Source organism: Fusicatenibacter saccharivorans (assembly GCF_015557635.1).
Classification (GTDB): Bacteria; Bacillota; Clostridia; order Lachnospirales; family Lachnospiraceae; genus Fusicatenibacter; species Fusicatenibacter saccharivorans.
Window position 1 is genome coordinate 1 of record NZ_JADNOP010000018.1, and the last position, 15,802, is coordinate 15,802.

Below are 15,802 nucleotides of genomic sequence, written 5' to 3' on the forward strand. Positions count from 1 at the left end.
TCTGGTTGGCTAAACCTTGGATAAACCGGAATCCCACCGGCTTGACTACACACCCTTAGCTGGGCGCACAACTGGAATTTATATAATTATCTCTCTAACTTTCCCCATTTTATAGGCTTTCCCGCCTGTCCATTAGTGAAATGATATGTAGTTTCCCTTATTTTTACCCTTATGAGATAATCACAAGGGAAATAAGGGAATTTTTTTAATCATTGCCTACCACTTTATCAAGAAGCCTAACTGATTTTCGTTTCGCATCTCTTGTGGAGTGAGCATAGACATTCATTGTGGTACTTACATCTGAGTGTCCTAACAGTTCCTGCACATCTTTTGGGGCAGCTCCATTTGCTAAAAGGTTGCTTGTATAGGTGTGACGTAACTGGTGGAAATGAAAGCCTTCAAATCCCTCTAATGTTTTTGCCACCTTTCTACAAACAGTCCCCAAAGTAGTTGGAAGTTCCAGACAACCATCCGGTCTTAAACAGACGAAAGAAATTTCTTTATAATCTGCCGGGACTTCCTCTGTTCTGTCTAAGCAATAATATTCGTAGTACACTCTGTTTTTCTCTTTGACCGCTTTGTAGTAGTTCGTGTGATAAAGTTCTCCGTACTGCATTCGATTTTTTAACTGCTCTTTCCGGGCATTACGGAAAATCTCTACCAGCGTATCTCCAAAATCAACAATCCTCACTTTTTTCCGCTTGGTTGGTCCGATGATATATTTGCGCTTTGAGCCATCGTATCGGATGCTACGTCTTATGGTAAGGCATTGTTCTTCCAGATTTACGTCCTGCCACGCCAAACCGCAGGCTTCTCCAATACGAAGCCCGGCATAATAGGCTATCTGGATTGGAAGTATTGCGGCTGGGTTCTTTTTTTTCAGATAAGCAAGCAATCTTTCATAATCTTCTCGTGAAATTGGTTGGATATTTCCGTCCATGTCCTCGTCTGAAAACAAATCAACTTCATCCGTCTGATACCGCAGTTTAATATACTGCATGGGATTAAACGTAATATACTGTTTTGGAAATACTGCAAAGCGGAAGGACTGCTGCATGACTGCGGAAAAAGAATGAATGTAATCTTTGCTGTAACCCTTTCTCTCTTTTCCGTCGGGATGAACTCCCCCGAAGGAAAGCAAATCAAAAAAGGATTGCAAATGCTCAGAGGTTACATTTTTTAATTTCCGTTCTGCCAGCGGATGTTTCTTAATATTTCGGATTGTTCCGAGGTAATTCTCCACAGTACCATTGCTGAGCGTACCTGTTTTTAATTCCTCCTCTGCCCACACATCCAAAAGTTGTCCGACTGTGAGATTTTCCGCTTTGGCAACAAATTTCTTTTTCTCATAATCATCCATTGCCTGACGGAGCAGTTTTTCAGTTTCACTTTTGCTTTCTGTTCCAACGCATTCTTTCTGAACAAGATTGCCGCTTGCGTCCTCTACATAGAAGCGGTAGTACCATTTCTTTCCTTTTTTTCTTACAGATCCTTTTGCCATAATCGTATGTCTCCTTTCGATATTAGACAATCGGAACTGATGAAATGCTTCGTGCGTGTAAGTATATCATAACTCCGGTTGTCTTACTATACCGATTCGGAATCTTCGTATAAGACTTCTGATAAAAGATTTGCAAGCCTTTGTTCTGCTGTTTTTGGTTTCTTGGAATAGAGCCTTACGATGTCTGCCATCTCATTAAAAGCATTGATGGTGTGAGTGATTTCCCTTAAGAACATAATCTCATTATATTCATCATTCGATTCAAACCCTATTGTTTTGGCAATATCCGTCTGACCATCATTCCCCTTGAAGTTTTTGCAGGCGAACTGAAAGGAATCCAAAAACAGACCATATTGTTTTAACATCAGCAGTAATAAATCTTTTGAAAAAGCATCTTCTTCTTTGGTAAGGGCAAGTGGTAACTGTTCCAGAATATCTCCCATCGCATCACGAATCTGTAATTCTCTCTTATCCGTAATATCGGTTTCATATTCATCTGTTTCCCCTTTGAGCCATTCCACAGATACATGGAGTGCTTCCGAAAGACCTTCCAACACCATTTTTTTCGTATTGTCAATCGAACCATTCTCATAACGCAGGATTGTAGAAGCGGTAACACCCATCTTTTCTGCGACATAAGGCTGTGTCAGATTCAATTCCAGACGGCGCTGTTTTACTCTGCTCCCTATCAGCTTGCGTAATTCTTTATCTTTCATGCTGACTGCCTCCTTTTTCGGTATGTATGAATTATAGCATTGTTTTTCTAAAATTGCAATATGCAATATAAAGTTTATTTTTAACATTTCGTAACGCTTGACAAAAAGATGTGAAAAGGATATACTTACATCACAAGAATTGCATAATGCAATTTGTAAGGAGGTGATTATATGACGCAAAGAAAAATTGCATTATCCATCGAAGAAGCTGCTGACTATACGGGAATCGGCAGAAACACCTTAAGACAGCTTGTAGAATGGAAGAAACTTCCAGTATTAAAGGTTGGTCGCAAAGTCCTGATTAAAACCGATATTCTGGAAATGTTTATGGAAGCGAATGAAGGTCGTGATTTGAGGGATAGAGGAAATGTAAAAGCTGTAACAAGAACTGTGGCAAATTAAAAAGGCGGCTTCCAAAGAAACCGCCAAAGGTTCTATCAGACCAAAGCCATGATATACCTACACGCAAGAAGATTATACCATGTGCTTCTTCTGATACGCAACCGAGAACTTATGTTTGCAAAAGAAAGGAGAATGTAATAATGGCAAAATCAACAAAAAGTTATGAAGAACGAATGCTTGAAATGGAAAAAAAGGAACAGGAAAGCCTTGAAAAAGCAAAACGATATGCAGCACAGAAGAAAGAACTTCTGAAACGAAAGAAAACCGAGGAAAGTAAAAAACGAACCCATAGGCTCTGTCAGATTGGCGGTGCGGTGGAATCCGTTCTTGGTGCTCCTATTGAGGAAGAAGACATCCCAAAGCTGATTGTTTTTCTGAAAAGGCAGGAAGCCAATGGGAGATTTTTCTCAAAAGCAATGCAGAAAGAAACCAATACCGATATGGAGGAAGTGTAATGGCAGAGGGGATGAGTTTTTCATTCCCTTCATTGCTTTTTCATGAAGGGCGCACTTATGGACAACCAGAGGTCGTCCCAATAAGTTTGCCACAAGTGGCAACCGGTCTTCGCTCACGCTTGCCGGGCTCGTTCCGTCGGCGGGGCTTTCAGCCAGACCTGCTCATGCCGCAGGAGGCACTCTTCGCCAGAGGGGCGCATTCCATGCAGGCTGCTATGCGCAGGGCACTCTTACGCAGAGGGCGTTCCGGCAATGCTGCTTTTTCTAAAACTGAAAGCAATGTTGCCGGAAATCTATGCCGGATACGTCAGAAAGGAGGAATCCAGACATGGCGATCTTTCATTACACAATCAAAATAGTCGGACGAAGTAAAGGGAAATCTGTTATCTCCGCTTCCGCATATCTCAATGGGGATGTGATGAAAAACGAGGAAACAGGGAGAATCAGTTATTACACTTCTAAAAAAGAAGTGGTCTACACCCGGCTGATGATGTGCGAAAACGCACCTCCTGAATGGCAGATAGTACCAGAAGAAAATATAAAACGCTTTCAAAAATCTGTCCGATACAAAAGGTCAGAAGATAAAGAAGCTGCTTTAAAAAAATTCAAAATCACATTTCAGAAACAGAGGTTATGGAATGAGGTATTGAAGATTGAAAAAAATGCAGATGCCCAACTTGGCAGGTCATTTGAATTTGCCCTCCCCAAAGAATGGAGCAGACAGGAACAAATTCAATATACAACCGACTATATCCAAAAAACTTTTGTAGATAGAGGAATGTGCGCTGATTGGAGTATCCACGACAAAGGGAATGGCAACCCCCATGTCCATCTGCTTCTAACTATGCGTCCTTTTAACCCGGATCATTCTTGGGGAAAGAAAGAAGTCAAGGATTGGGATTTTGTCAGAGATAAAAACGGAAATATCGTGATTGATGAATCCCATCCGAACTGGTGGCAGGATAAGAAAAACCCTGACCGTCATGGAATCCGTATCCCTGTATTAGACGAAAACGGAATTCAGAAGATTGGAGCAAGAAACCGCCTGCAATGGAAACGGGTGCTGACCGATGCTACTGGATGGAACAATCCAAAAAATTGTGAACTGTGGCGGAGTGAATGGGCAAAGGTATGTAATGAACATCTGCCTTTGCATAATCAAGTTGATCATCGTTCTTATGAAAAGCAGGGAAAACTCCAGATTCCTACCATCCATGAAGGAGCTGACGCAAGAAAGATTGAACAAAAGTTTTTTGCCGGGCAGGAAATAAAAGGCTCGTGGAAAGTAGCGGAAAATCAAATCATAAAACAACAAAACACGTTATTGCAAAAGATACTAAACACCTTTGGGAAAGTATCGGGTGCATTATCATTATGGAAGGAGCGATTAAATGACATTAGAAGAAAGCCGGGAAATTATACCCTTAATGGAGTCCATGATTGGGCAAATCGAAGAACAGCAGACCTTAATGGCAGAAATGCTTCTGGAAATGCAGAACCGGGACACCCAACTCTCTCTTATGCAGGAACAGAATCAGAAATTGCAAAAATTAAACAGCGAGTTATCCGAGCTGCTCAACATTTTGCCAAATACCGAGGAACTACTTTCCAAGATGGAAGAACAGAAAACGAAGATAGAACTTTTGGAAAACGAAAATCAGCAATGGCAGATATTGGCACAGAAGCTGAACAGCGAAAACAGTTTATTACTGAAACAGAACACCGAATTGCTGAACTGGAACAGCAGGTAGAGAAAGGACGTGATATAGATGAACGAATCCAGAGAATTAAAGAACGCCGAACAGTTGGAAGAACTTCTGCTCTTGACCGAGGAGATACAAGAAGAGTTGGAACAGAAAGACCAGCTTATCGTGGAACTGAAGACGCAGCTCAACGAATCTCTGACCTTGAACGAGAAATTAAACAAAGAGAACAGAGCCGGGAATATTCAAGCATTAAAGAACGACTTGAAGCTGGCAGACAGAGCATTGCGGAGCGAGAAAGAGAAGCTGCGAAGCGCAAACGTCACGATAGAGGAATGTCAAGATAAAATACGATGCTTAACACAACAACGGGATTATGCCCGGACACATCAGAAAATCGTAGAGATACCGGTAGAAAAGCCGGTACTCTATAAAAAATGCGAAGCCTGTGACCGGACAGCCTATCAGAATGCAAAAGCAAGATACGAAACACAAAAAGAGCAACTTGCAGGACAATATAAAGCAAAAACGGTAATGTTCCAAACAACCTTGTTCCTTCTTGCATGGTATTCGCTGACAACCACTCTTTTTCAGGCAGTACAGTCAGATGTGTTCCTTTCCGATTGCAAATCATTCTTCCATGATGCAGCATCATTCATACAAACTTTTATCGGTTGGACGATTGATGCCGGGCAATCTGTGGCACAAATCAGCACAAAAATTCCAAATGAGATTATAGCCGGAATCATATATTGGTTATTGATGATATTGGTTGTTGGAATATGTGTGGCAGGGACAGGGATACTGGCAATACTGATAGAAATAAAGGTTATAGAATTATATAAGAAAAACTGTTGGGATGTTATTACCCTACTGATGATACTGACAAGTGCGGCTGTCATCATTTATTTTGGAGAAGTAATTAAAAAAGCATTATCAATAAATCTGTTGTTCTTTTGGTTAATTTTACAAGGAATATATCTTACAATTCGACGCTATATAAGTCAAGATACTGATTGACTAGATACAAAATATTTGATAAAATATAAATAGAAATACAGCAGATCAAAGGAGGTAAAACTTATGAGAGCAAAGAAAGTGATTGTAGGGGTAGCTATTAGTGCAATGTTAATTTCTTCATCAATTCCAGTAATGGCATTTTCTGTTACAAACGGGAATAAGACATTTGATAAAAAGTGGGAATTGAGCACTACATCTGATGGCGGAAAAGGTGTTTTGACTTATGGTTATAATACTCTTGCTATTAATGAAGATTATGCACACGCATATCATTCAACTAAAGATCATTACGCATATGTCAAGAATGGAAATGGTTCTTTTTCGGGTTCAAATGTTGGTAAAGGTAATTGGTCTAAAATTGAGGTTGCTCATAAAGGAAATAGTATTACCTACGGTAATAGCTACTAAACAAAGGTTCGGGATAATGGCTGAGTGGTTGGAATTCCAACCACTCTTTTTTGTGGAGTGTATATAAATGAAGAAAAAAATAAAATATATAGGAATTGTTTTGGTTATTTTGTTCTGTTGCTATAATTTATTTTGGTACTTCGGGAGTTATAAACCATATAACGAATTTCAGAAAGACTTCCCTGAAATAGAAGAATCTGGAGTAAAAATTTACACAGATAAAGATGGATTCCAGTATAGTGTGTCTGTCCCTGATTATTTGCTTTGGAATGGAAATCTTGCGATAGCTGAGTCAGATGTTCGATATGCACTAATTATTTGGATAAAACCATTTCACCAAGGAATAAGTCAAGGCGTGCTATTTAATGACTATAAGGATTTGAATACTCAAATTATGTTGTCAAGTAGCAAAAAAGCTGAAGATCAAGAAGATCAATGGATTGTTGATGAAAATAGCACAATATTGACTACGATATTTGAAAAAGCAAATAAAGTATGGAATCTGGGGTTGAAATAAATGAAAGCAATTAAAAACTTATGTTTGTTTTGTTTCCTGATTTTTGGAATACTTATGCAATCTGAAATATTTCAAGATCAGCTTTGGAACTTTTCTACAGCATATTTTACGTCATCACGCTATGAAGTTGCTAGTGAAGATATGTCGCAGTTTCTGAAAGATGTATCAGAAACTGCAACGGAGAATGATGTACATATTTTTTCTCAGTACAATGAAATCAATAATAAATACCTTTCAACACTTCATATTTATGGCGATGATAAAGTAATCAGACAAACATTAAAAAATACTGCAAACATAGAAGAATCAGAATATACCGCTTTAGTTTCCGGAATTACGAAAGTAAAATTTCATAATCTCTCAGAATTGCAAAGTACCTCTGTGGGTTATGAAAACTTTATCTCATACATAGGAAATGAGGACAATATTATCTCTGCATATCAGAAATTATCAGAAAAATATAGCTTAACTTATCCAGAATATTGGAATTCTACGGAAAAGGACATGATTTTTATTATATGGGGTATGATTATTGCATTGATGATTGTTCTAAATGTAATTGAAGTGGTTAGGCGAAAAAAAGAGGTTGTTGTACGAGTTTCCTTAGGAGAAAGTGCTGGTTTCATAGCATTTAAGGCTGCTTTATTCGATGTAACTTTTGACATTGCATTATTTATTGTTGCAAAAATATTGCTGTCAAATTATATATCGGGAGCATATGAGAATAGACTCGTCACAATTTTATATTCCATTGGAATTATTCTTTCCACTATTCCATATTGTTCTTTTTGCTTTTTTGATATTAGAAAGGCATTCGCAAATGCAACACACAAAAGAGGAGTGGATTTTTTAATTTATTCGTTAAAATTTATAGCAGGGGTAGCCGCTGTTTTTACAATTACCACTAATATTAGTAGTATTCATAATAACCTATTTACAAATGAACATTTGTTAGAAGAATATTATGATGCAAATTATTTTACCGTAAAGACTACTGATTTTAATGCTGAAAAAGAAGAAGCTTTTTGGAATAAACTATACAAGAATGAATATAACACATTAAAGCCTGTAATATGCTTGAATATTTTAAATGATAAAAATGATGTGATATATGTAAATAATCATGCAAAAGATATGTTACAAGGTTTTACGAAGCAGATAAATGCAGTAGAGAATGAATCTTCTGATTTGATTATTTTCATTCCAAAGAATAGATATTTTGCTAAAAACAAGCAATTAGCCTATGACTCCTTGAGCCATGTTTTAAATCATGATAATTTACAACAATTAAATATTCAGTACATAGAGTATAGCGAAACAGAATACTTTTCCTATTTAGATACAAGTAGAATAAATGGTATCGAAAAAAGCAAAAATCCGATAATTATTTATCAGGCAAACAAAGATTTAGCAGTCAATGGTGGGTATCTTGAAAGCTATAAAGCAGGAGCAGTTTTATTTCAATGTGATGAAAAACAGCTAAGAAATATCAGCAAAAAGTATGAAGATATGCTTGGAAATTATCAGCTAGTAATTACAAACGTACATGAACAGTATTTATATAATCACACATTTTTAATAAAACTCGTGGGATTTTTAAGTTCTCTTTGTACGATTGTATTGCTTTTAAATATTATGATTATTGTTACAGTAAGTAGACTAGAGTTCCGAGAAAATGCAATGAAAATTTCCTTGATGAAAATCTTTGGATATAGTTTATTTGAACGGCACAAAACACTTCTTAAAATGATTGTAGTGGAAAATTTTGTGATATTAGTAGGTATGCTTATCTATTCTTTATTATCGGTACAGACTGAAGTAGGAATTAGCATTCTTGTTAGTTCATTTATGGCACTAATAGAATTTACAATTATTTTCTTTAATATCACAATTGTTGAAAAAACAAACATACCGAAATCATTAAAAGGAGGTTGCTTATGATAACAATTGAAAATCTATGCAAAGCATATAATGATAAAATTTTGTTCAAAAATTTTCATTTGGAAATTCCAGATAGCCGTTTTTTGGTAATTAGTGGCGAAAGTGGATGCGGAAAAAGTACTTTACTTAATATGATTGGAGGTATTGAAACTCCTGACAAAGGTTCTATTATTGTGAATGGTTTTGATGTGGCAAAAAAAGGAAAAAAGCAGAAATATTTCAAAGAAGTTGTTGGATTTTTATTTCAAAATTTTGCCCTTTTGGAAAACAAAACAGTAAAAGAAAATCTAGAAATAATAAAAAAATCAGGTAGAACGGATATTTCAATAAATGAAGCTCTTGAAAAAGTTGGTTTACAGAAAGTAATTAACAAAAAAGTCTATCAATTATCTGGTGGCGAACAGCAGAGAGTTGCGTTAGCTCGTTTAATGCTAAAGAAATGTTCGATTGTATTAGCAGACGAACCAACTGGTTCCTTAGACAAAAAAAATAGTGAGATTGTTATGAATATATTGCATGAGTTAAGTGAACAGGGAAAAACAGTTATTGTTGTAACTCATAGTGAAGAAATTGTAGCACAAGAAAAGCATGTTCTATATTTATAATTACCCATAATAGAAGAATATGTTCTTTCGGGAGACACCTCCTCTAAGAACATATTCTTTTGGTTAAAATTGATTATAAAGATACTTTTATTTCAGTATATTCGCTATATTGATGGGATATATATTTGCATATTATTTATATGGATAAGGATTATAACTCTAGTGAGTCTTCTGCATCTACCCACATCTGTAAATTACCCTCAAGATATAATCTTGCATATTCCAAAGGCTCATCCACAGCCAATGAAGTAAGCGCACATTCTGATCCGTATGTGGTTTTTAGATTTTTTTCAGCTTTCCAGCAATCAATGCGAAGCATATATCCGGCACTTGTGTAAACATCAATACTATCGTGATTTATGTTGTATTCTGCATAAATTGTTCTCATCGTATCTTATCTCCATTTTCTTTTAATAATCAGTTATAGAGTTAAATATCGAAAACATTTCAATCAGTTCACCATGTCGTTATTGTTATACTGTGTTATGAAATTTTCTTTCCCTTATTTTTTCCCATATTAAGGTTCATGAAAACCAATGTGAGAATATAACACAAGGGAAAGAGTAAGGGAAAGCTCACTTGCTACAAACTTAGTATTTTCAAGGGTTTGCGAAGAATTTGATAATTAAATATAACAGTTATTAAATTTCCTAAAATATGTGAAATATCAACTGGAATTTATTTTTTACTTGTGGTTATGCGAAGTAACAAGCATCCCATCAAAAATCCAATGAGAGTCCCACAAGTATTCATAATCACATCATCTAACTGTGCAAACCTTCCAATAAATGTTTGCAAAAATTCTATGCCAATCGAAAATACTGCTCCAAGTATAACGCCATTCCACCAATGCTTGTAGATATTCTTAAAAATAAATACTGGCAAAAATCCATATGGAACGAATAGACATATATTCAAAATAGTTGCCGCATTAAATCCATCTTCAAATAATTTAAAACTAATATAACTATCAAGAGGTGACGATATTCCAAAACTACCACCAATAATTCCTGTAATTTTTAATATTGATACAATTATCAAAATCCACAAGAATTGGCATAAACAATTTAAAATCCTAATTTCTATTTTCTTCTTTTGGATAAATTCAATACCCAGTTCGATAATCATAACACCTGCGAAAATAATAAGTGCCGTTGGAAGTAACCTCACTAATATCCATATTCCAGTCCATATTTCCATTGTAATATAACTCACTATCATTCCTCCATAAATTCTAATTTGTTGCTCAAATCATATCACATTTTCAAACATATCTCAATTCCAATTGTCTCTGCCCCCATCTATTGCATTGCCTTTCGGCTTGCTTCTGTAACCAGCATCCGGTTAATCTTTTCTTGCATGGTTTCCTTTGCATCTTCATTGAAATGATAGCGGACAACATATACTGTCTGCCCGATTTTCTTTGTAAATGTGTTTCCCTCTGTTTTTTTATTCATCATTTTTTCCATAATCATCTATTTCCTTTCTTTCCTGTGCCCGACAGAGAGAGGTTTGCTTCTGTCCCTGCCGGGAGTTTATCGGCACGCTGACAACGCAAGTGTCAACATAGGGTTTGAAACTTTTTTCGGGTAGTTATTTCTGTTTTCCAAAATACTATTGAAAAGTTTTTTGAATGTTCTTGTTGACACCTGTTAAAAAGTAGCTGAAACACCGGTAAATACAAAGGATTTTGGTGTCAACAAAAATGTCAACAAGCAGTAAATTTCCGGGTAATCAGTAGCCTTTCGGCATCAAAATCAGCCTTTCTCTCTGTCGGGCAGATCAAATGGCAGCTCCAACTGTTCTGCTTTCGTCAGCTTTGTAAATCCATCTTTATCCGGTTCGTTGCCACCCTCTTCTTCTGCTCCTTCCCTGATCCAGCTTCTCTGTCTGCCATATCCTTCCTTTGAAAATCTGTGGACTCCGGCTCTCTTCCAGCCAGTGATCTGCGTATCCATAATGGAACAGATCTCATTTGTCTCGAATTTTTTCGGCTCCCGGTCAAAATGGTCAAAGGCTTCTTTCCAGATCTGGACGGAACATACATGACTACCTTTATAAGCGTCCAGCCAGCCTTGTATCATTCCTGCCATCGTATCTTCCTGTGTGAACTGTTTTCGGTATTCACTGATCTCCTGCTCCATTTCCTTTGAGAACTTCAACAGGCTGCTCTTATTCTCCGTTGACCAGTAGATTTCCATTACTTCTGCCCACAACTGGTCAAAATAGGATCTGGCTTCTTTTTCATCATCGAGGATATGCTTCTCTGCCTTACTGCTGTCTATAGCAATCGGCAGGAACCGTCTTGCCCCGGTACGGTCAAAAGGAATGAACTGCCTTGTGTTCGTTGAACCTGCAAAGATACACTGACGCTTCCGGTCTTCCTCATATTTATCATAAGGGTTCCGGTAAGTGTCTTTCTGTCTGGTCAGGAATGACTTGATTTCCTCATTGCTCTTTGCACTGATTGCAGCAATCATCTCCGACATTTCCATAATCCAGTGTCCCCGGAGATGCTCGTATATCTTACTGTCATTCAACTGCTTCAGATCATCAGAAAACCAGTCATCGTTCAATGCAAGAAAACGGAAAAATGTGGATTTTCCGGCTCCCTGCTGACCTACCAGACAAAGCATTTCATCTGCTTTACAACCGGGGCGGTAGATTCTGCTTAATGCTTCCATCAGGAAGTGCTTCACAACCTCATAGACAAAATCCGAAGCATCTGCCCCCATATACCGTTGCAGAACATAACGGATTCTCTCCTGCCCGTCCCACTCCAGTTGTTCCAGATACTCACAGATCGGGTGGTATGCCCGGCTGTTGGCTTCTATGCGAAGTGCCTTATCCATACATTTTTCACTTGTGAGTTTGTAATAGCGTTCAAAGAAATAGTAGAAATAAGTCCTGCCATCATCATCCAGCTTGCAGACTTCCTCATTCCACCAGAGTTTTTTTACAATATCAATCCTGCCTGTCAGCTTGTTGTATTTCATACTCTCACGCACAAGCGGATCATTTCTCAGCACAACCATATAATTTCCAACCGTTGCTTTCGCAGTTCCTTTCTGTGTATATTCCAGCATCTGTTTCACTTCATCGACTTTGCTTTTATCTACCATCCGGAACATTTCTTTCATGGCATCTTTCTGTTCTTTTGTGGCGATCTCCTTTATCTTCTCTTTCGCATTGCTCAATCCGCTCCACCTCCTTCCATTTTTCTTTTACAAGTGCTTCCTTATCTGCCCTGTCCCCAAAGAGCAGGATATCCAGATAATACTCAACAACTGACAACTCCCTGAGAGCAGTCATAAACTTTTCATGCCATTCTTCTGTCCGTGTTTTTGGTGCATACTGTTCTTTCCATTCCAGAAGCAGGCTCAGATAATCCAGATAGGCTCTCAGGCATCTCAGATGTTTTTTCTGCCAAAGTTCTTCTGGTGTCGGCTCTGGCTTTTTTGCTGAAACGCTTCTCCTGTTCTGCGGTGATCCCCTGTCCCTGCCGGAATAAGGAATCCCAAAATCATCTGCCAGCTTCATGGCTGCATCTTTCAATCCAATGTCAAACAGTTGTGCCGTAAAATCAATGGCATCTCCTGTACAGCTACACCCGAAACAATAATATCTCCGGTCAACTTTCATGCTGGGTGATTTGTCATTATGGAAAATGCAGCGGATCAGTCCGCTCCTGTTGGGCTTTAACCCATACCTCTCCGCAGCCTGCCGGACGGTCACATTCTGTTTTACTTCATCAAATAATCCCAATTCGTTTCCTCTCTTTCTTAAATCTGCTTCCCAAATCTGGGAAGCAAGTTTTCACAAAAAACAAAAAAGCACTTTGTCCTGTCCTTACGGAATCAACAAAATGCCCTTATAGTTCCAGATCACTGGAATGTGATCTTCCTTTATTCAGTTGTTTTCTCTCTGCCTCTTCTCTTTGAATCTTTGCTACGTTCAATGCAAGTTTTTCTCTGATTGACGGCTTCACTTCTTTTTTGATTTCTTCTACAACGGCTTTTTTCTTCTCTGGCTGTTTTAACTGACGGACAACCCTCACAACAGCTTTTTCCATCGCATATTCGATTTTTTTAATCAGACCGTCCAGCCTGTTTATCGCATATTCCTTTTCTTTTCGTGATGCCTTACGTTCCGGACTCTGAATCCATCTCTTAGAATCTTCCGCAAGACGAATGTCATCTTTTCTGGTAGCCCGCATTGTTTCCTCTGCGACTTTATCCACAGCCTTGTCATAGGCTTCACTGGATACTTCGTCAAGCAAGGTTTCCACATCTTCAATACGGAGGGTAAGCTGTTGCAGTTCCTCTCTCTGTTCTTCAATCAGCTCGCCCTGACTTAGAATCCGGTCAGAATTGGAAATGAAATTTTCTTTAAATTCTTTTTCCTGCTGTTCTATTTTTTCTTTCTGTGACTGGATAACCTTTTCATTTGCCCTGACATGGTTTGACTGCCTTGCAAGTTCCAGATGATTCGCATTGACCTTATCCCTCTGCTGATTGAGCATTTCCTGCTGAACCGCAATCTCTTCTTTCTGCTTCATTCGGATATAGTCCTGTTTCTCCAGATACTGCCTTCCTCCATAGGACGGTTCTTCGTCAATTTCCAGTCCATGACGTTTACAGATATCCAGGAACATTGTCCGGCAGGCAGAATCAAAAACAACCTTACGGTTATTTGTCTTTGATCTTTTCTTTTCCGGATTCGGAAGTTCAAAGCCAAGTTCTTCCAGTGCCGCTTCCTGTTTCGGTTCAATCTCCCCATACCGGTTCGTAGCATCGAATACATGACGCTCATGAATATGCGGAGTCGCTTCGTCCATGTGCAGTGACCAGTCAATGATATGCACATTAGAACCAAACCGCTCATCGAACTCTTTCTTGAATTCATCAAAAACCAAAACCAGCGTTTCCACAGAAGCGTGTTCATCTATCGTCCCAAGCTGATAGATACTTTCTTCCGGACAGGTCTTTTTATTTTTCAGAACATCTTCCACCCCTTTACATCTGTCGGGGTGTCTTGCTTTCTCATGACGTTTATTCTGGTTAATCACATAATCGCTGTAATGATCCACATAGTATGCCATCTCAATCTGGTTAAAAGAAAAATTATCCTCTTTTCCCCGGTCTGCCATTGTGGTATATCCCTGATAGCAGTCCCAGTAAATATTCTGACGGACACGTTCATTGTCAATATGCTCACTGTGTTCCGGGTCAAATCTCCGGTCATTGTGAAGCGGATTGTAAACACCGTCTTTCCCAGATCTGCCGTTATGCCTTGTGCCTTTCAATTCACATCTCTCCTTTTTTCAAGTTGTTTCCCCGGAGGGGATTGCAGCGAAGCTTCCAAAAGTCTCTGTCCCCGTTACAGACAGTACCCAGTACCATATGGCGAAACGCCATATCACTGGGCAATGGCTGCCGCCCTTAACCTGCTAAGGGCTTTGCCCCTTAACCCCAGCAAGATGCTGCCGCTCTTTGCAATCTGGGCACAAAGGACTTCCAGCCCTCTGTACTCCCAGCAGACAAAACGTAACTCCTGCCGCTGTCCCTTCAGCAGGATCTCCGTTCCGTCTGTTTTTCAAAAATCCTCTGCATCGGATTTTGTGAAAATATAAAAATGGGTAAAACAAAGGGCACTAACTTTTTACGGTTAATGCCCTTTCCTTTACTCATTCACTTTTCAGATAATTCCTGTATGTATCATTCTGATAATTGCTTCAGAACCATTTTAACATTCTTCCTAAGTTTCATTCCGTCCCTCAGTCCCAACCGGTAGAAAAATTCTTCTGTCTCTGCTCCACTGTTAAATATCTGGTCGCAATATTTTGTAATGGCCTCTTCCTGTTTCTGTGGAAGTGTGGCAATCACTTTTTTATATTCTTCCTCAACTTCATCTGGTTCTGTCACAGACGGCTGGCTCAGTTTCCAGTCTGCATACTCTTTTCCCATATGCTCCGTTATGGTCAGGTTGATAAATTCTTCAATCTCTTTTGTAATCTTCATTTAAGAATCCTATTCCTTTCTCCAGTGGTCTACTTCATCAATCTGATTTTGATTGTTTCCAGCCACACCACTGCCCAGCCAGAAAGCACAGCAGGATATAAAGTATAAAACCTGCCACAAGCATCCTGACCGCTTCTGTGCCTGTCTCCTGTCCGAATCCATACCCTAAAACTGCTGTAATGCAGATGATCCCCGACAGGATATGAAATACCGTTGCCGACAGCCATGTGAAGAACATAACTACCAGTTGTATCATTGTCAGGCATATACGCACTGGCAGTAATACGATTTTCACAATAATTCTTACAACAACCATGACTGTCCACCCCTTTCACTGTTTCAGATAACTACGATAGCTGTCTATCACAGAATCTGTCACACCGCTTTTGTAAATCTTTCGGATATCAACGATTTTTTCATCTTTCAAAAGTTTCAGCCAGTCCAGTAAATCTTTTCTGCTGTTTGCAAAATTACAACATCTTCCGTCTGCATATTCAATCCAGTATCTCATAAG

Annotated in this window: 19 protein-coding genes; 8 read left to right on the forward strand and 11 right to left on the reverse strand. The window is 38.5% G+C overall.

Features of this window, described 5'->3' with window-relative positions; all coding sequences use genetic code 11:
* Window positions 1–205: 205 nt before the first annotated feature.
* Entirely contained in the window at window positions 206–1,501 is a 1,296-nt protein-coding gene (locus I2G42_RS13590) for a tyrosine-type recombinase/integrase (RefSeq protein WP_009265517.1), read from the reverse strand.
* A gap of 86 nt (window positions 1,502–1,587) precedes the next feature.
* A complete protein-coding gene (locus tag I2G42_RS13595; protein ID WP_009265518.1) occupies window positions 1,588–2,217 on the reverse strand; it encodes a helix-turn-helix domain-containing protein in 630 nt (209 codons plus the stop codon).
* A 171-nt stretch (window positions 2,218–2,388) separates the two neighbouring features.
* Here I2G42_RS13595 and I2G42_RS13600 point away from each other — a divergent pair, with 171 nt between their 5' ends.
* The 8 genes from I2G42_RS13600 to I2G42_RS13635 all read left to right on the forward strand — a co-directional run bounded on the left by I2G42_RS13600 (window position 2,389) and on the right by I2G42_RS13635 (window position 9,268).
* A complete protein-coding gene (locus I2G42_RS13600; RefSeq protein WP_008704241.1) occupies window positions 2,389–2,619 on the forward strand; it encodes a helix-turn-helix domain-containing protein in 231 nt (76 codons plus the stop codon).
* A 140-nt stretch (window positions 2,620–2,759) separates the two neighbouring features.
* Window positions 2,760–3,074, forward strand: coding sequence for a hypothetical protein (locus tag I2G42_RS13605; RefSeq protein ID WP_055152287.1), 315 nt, complete (start codon window positions 2,760–2,762; stop codon window positions 3,072–3,074).
* A gap of 328 nt (window positions 3,075–3,402) precedes the next feature.
* Window positions 3,403–5,124, forward strand: a complete 1,722-nt coding sequence (locus I2G42_RS13610) for a MobA/MobL family protein (protein WP_195531173.1) — start codon at window positions 3,403–3,405, stop codon at window positions 5,122–5,124.
* Window positions 5,063–5,797, forward strand: coding sequence for a DUF6040 family protein (locus I2G42_RS13615; RefSeq protein WP_005608347.1), 735 nt, complete (start codon window positions 5,063–5,065; stop codon window positions 5,795–5,797). The genes I2G42_RS13610 and I2G42_RS13615 overlap by 62 nt, the downstream gene beginning before the upstream one ends.
* Window positions 5,798–5,860: 63 nt before the next feature.
* Window positions 5,861–6,205, forward strand: a complete 345-nt coding sequence (mdcF, locus tag I2G42_RS13620) for a broad-spectrum bacteriocin mediterrocin MdcF (RefSeq protein ID WP_005608346.1) — start codon at window positions 5,861–5,863, stop codon at window positions 6,203–6,205.
* Window positions 6,206–6,272: 67 nt separating this feature from the next.
* A complete protein-coding gene (locus tag I2G42_RS13625; RefSeq protein ID WP_004843525.1) occupies window positions 6,273–6,722 on the forward strand; it encodes a hypothetical protein in 450 nt (149 codons plus the stop codon).
* Window positions 6,723–8,663 carry a DUF1430 domain-containing protein gene (locus I2G42_RS13630; protein ID WP_005608344.1) on the forward strand — a complete coding sequence of 647 codons (1,941 nt, stop codon included), beginning with the start codon at window positions 6,723–6,725 and terminating at the stop codon, window positions 8,661–8,663.
* On the forward strand, window positions 8,660–9,268 hold the full coding sequence (locus I2G42_RS13635) for an ATP-binding cassette domain-containing protein (protein WP_005608342.1): 609 nt from the start codon (window positions 8,660–8,662) through the stop codon (window positions 9,266–9,268). The genes I2G42_RS13630 and I2G42_RS13635 overlap by 4 nt, the downstream gene beginning before the upstream one ends.
* A gap of 151 nt (window positions 9,269–9,419) precedes the next feature.
* Here I2G42_RS13635 and I2G42_RS13640 read toward each other — a convergent pair whose 3' ends face one another.
* The 9 genes from I2G42_RS13640 to I2G42_RS13680 all read right to left on the reverse strand — a co-directional run bounded on the left by I2G42_RS13640 (window position 9,420) and on the right by I2G42_RS13680 (window position 15,799).
* Window positions 9,420–9,656: a DUF6061 family protein gene (locus I2G42_RS13640; RefSeq protein WP_004843528.1), complete on the reverse strand. Its 237-nt coding sequence runs from the start codon at window positions 9,654–9,656 to the stop codon at window positions 9,420–9,422.
* Window positions 9,657–9,946: 290 nt separating this feature from the next.
* Complete coding sequence (locus tag I2G42_RS13645) at window positions 9,947–10,483, reverse strand: VanZ family protein (RefSeq protein ID WP_167622877.1); 537 nt, start codon at window positions 10,481–10,483, stop codon at window positions 9,947–9,949.
* An 86-nt stretch (window positions 10,484–10,569) separates the two neighbouring features.
* Window positions 10,570–10,737 (reverse strand): transposon-encoded TnpW family protein, encoded by a 168-nt coding sequence (locus I2G42_RS13650; RefSeq protein ID WP_081695227.1) that lies wholly within the window; start codon window positions 10,735–10,737, stop codon window positions 10,570–10,572.
* Between the two features lie 288 nt (window positions 10,738–11,025).
* Window positions 11,026–12,465, reverse strand: a complete 1,440-nt coding sequence (locus tag I2G42_RS13655) for a virulence-associated E family protein (RefSeq protein WP_227097757.1) — start codon at window positions 12,463–12,465, stop codon at window positions 11,026–11,028.
* Window positions 12,380–13,033, reverse strand: a complete 654-nt coding sequence (locus tag I2G42_RS13660) for a CHC2 zinc finger domain-containing protein (protein ID WP_195531174.1) — start codon at window positions 13,031–13,033, stop codon at window positions 12,380–12,382. Before I2G42_RS13660 ends, I2G42_RS13655 begins: the two co-directional genes overlap by 86 nt.
* A gap of 106 nt (window positions 13,034–13,139) precedes the next feature.
* The gene (locus tag I2G42_RS13665) at window positions 13,140–14,573 is read right to left on the reverse strand and encodes a hypothetical protein (protein WP_021738885.1); all 1,434 of its coding nucleotides are present in this window, start codon (window positions 14,571–14,573) and stop codon (window positions 13,140–13,142) included.
* A gap of 412 nt (window positions 14,574–14,985) precedes the next feature.
* Window positions 14,986–15,288, reverse strand: coding sequence for a hypothetical protein (locus I2G42_RS13670; RefSeq protein WP_021738887.1), 303 nt, complete (start codon window positions 15,286–15,288; stop codon window positions 14,986–14,988).
* A 37-nt stretch (window positions 15,289–15,325) separates the two neighbouring features.
* Window positions 15,326–15,604: a hypothetical protein gene (locus I2G42_RS13675; protein WP_044963260.1), complete on the reverse strand. Its 279-nt coding sequence runs from the start codon at window positions 15,602–15,604 to the stop codon at window positions 15,326–15,328.
* A gap of 15 nt (window positions 15,605–15,619) precedes the next feature.
* Window positions 15,620–15,799 carry a hypothetical protein gene (locus tag I2G42_RS13680; protein ID WP_021738889.1) on the reverse strand — a complete coding sequence of 60 codons (180 nt, stop codon included), beginning with the start codon at window positions 15,797–15,799 and terminating at the stop codon, window positions 15,620–15,622.
* Between the last annotated feature and the right edge of the window lie 3 nt (window positions 15,800–15,802).

Excerpts from the sequence above, each read along its gene's own strand:
- I2G42_RS13605 (WP_055152287.1), top strand. The coding sequence starts at position 2,760 with ATGGCAAAATCAACAAAAAGTTATGAAGAACGAATGCTTGAAATGGAA.
- I2G42_RS13600 (WP_008704241.1), top strand. The coding sequence starts at position 2,389 with ATGACGCAAAGAAAAATTGCATTATCCATCGAAGAAGCTGCTGACTAT.
- I2G42_RS13675 (WP_044963260.1), bottom strand. The coding sequence starts at position 15,604 with ATGGTTGTTGTAAGAATTATTGTGAAAATCGTATTACTGCCAGTGCGT.
- I2G42_RS13650 (WP_081695227.1), bottom strand. The coding sequence starts at position 10,737 with ATGGAAAAAATGATGAATAAAAAAACAGAGGGAAACACATTTACAAAG.
- I2G42_RS13590 (WP_009265517.1), bottom strand. The coding sequence starts at position 1,501 with ATGGCAAAAGGATCTGTAAGAAAAAAAGGAAAGAAATGGTACTACCGC.
- I2G42_RS13630 (WP_005608344.1), top strand. The coding sequence starts at position 6,723 with ATGAAAGCAATTAAAAACTTATGTTTGTTTTGTTTCCTGATTTTTGGA.
- I2G42_RS13670 (WP_021738887.1), bottom strand. The coding sequence starts at position 15,288 with ATGAAGATTACAAAAGAGATTGAAGAATTTATCAACCTGACCATAACG.
- I2G42_RS13680 (WP_021738889.1), bottom strand. The coding sequence starts at position 15,799 with ATGAGATACTGGATTGAATATGCAGACGGAAGATGTTGTAATTTTGCA.
- I2G42_RS13635 (WP_005608342.1), top strand. The coding sequence starts at position 8,660 with ATGATAACAATTGAAAATCTATGCAAAGCATATAATGATAAAATTTTG.
- mdcF (WP_005608346.1), top strand. The coding sequence starts at position 5,861 with ATGAGAGCAAAGAAAGTGATTGTAGGGGTAGCTATTAGTGCAATGTTA.
- I2G42_RS13640 (WP_004843528.1), bottom strand. The coding sequence starts at position 9,656 with ATGAGAACAATTTATGCAGAATACAACATAAATCACGATAGTATTGAT.
- I2G42_RS13595 (WP_009265518.1), bottom strand. The coding sequence starts at position 2,217 with ATGAAAGATAAAGAATTACGCAAGCTGATAGGGAGCAGAGTAAAACAG.
- I2G42_RS13625 (WP_004843525.1), top strand. The coding sequence starts at position 6,273 with ATGAAGAAAAAAATAAAATATATAGGAATTGTTTTGGTTATTTTGTTC.
- I2G42_RS13610 (WP_195531173.1), top strand. The coding sequence starts at position 3,403 with ATGGCGATCTTTCATTACACAATCAAAATAGTCGGACGAAGTAAAGGG.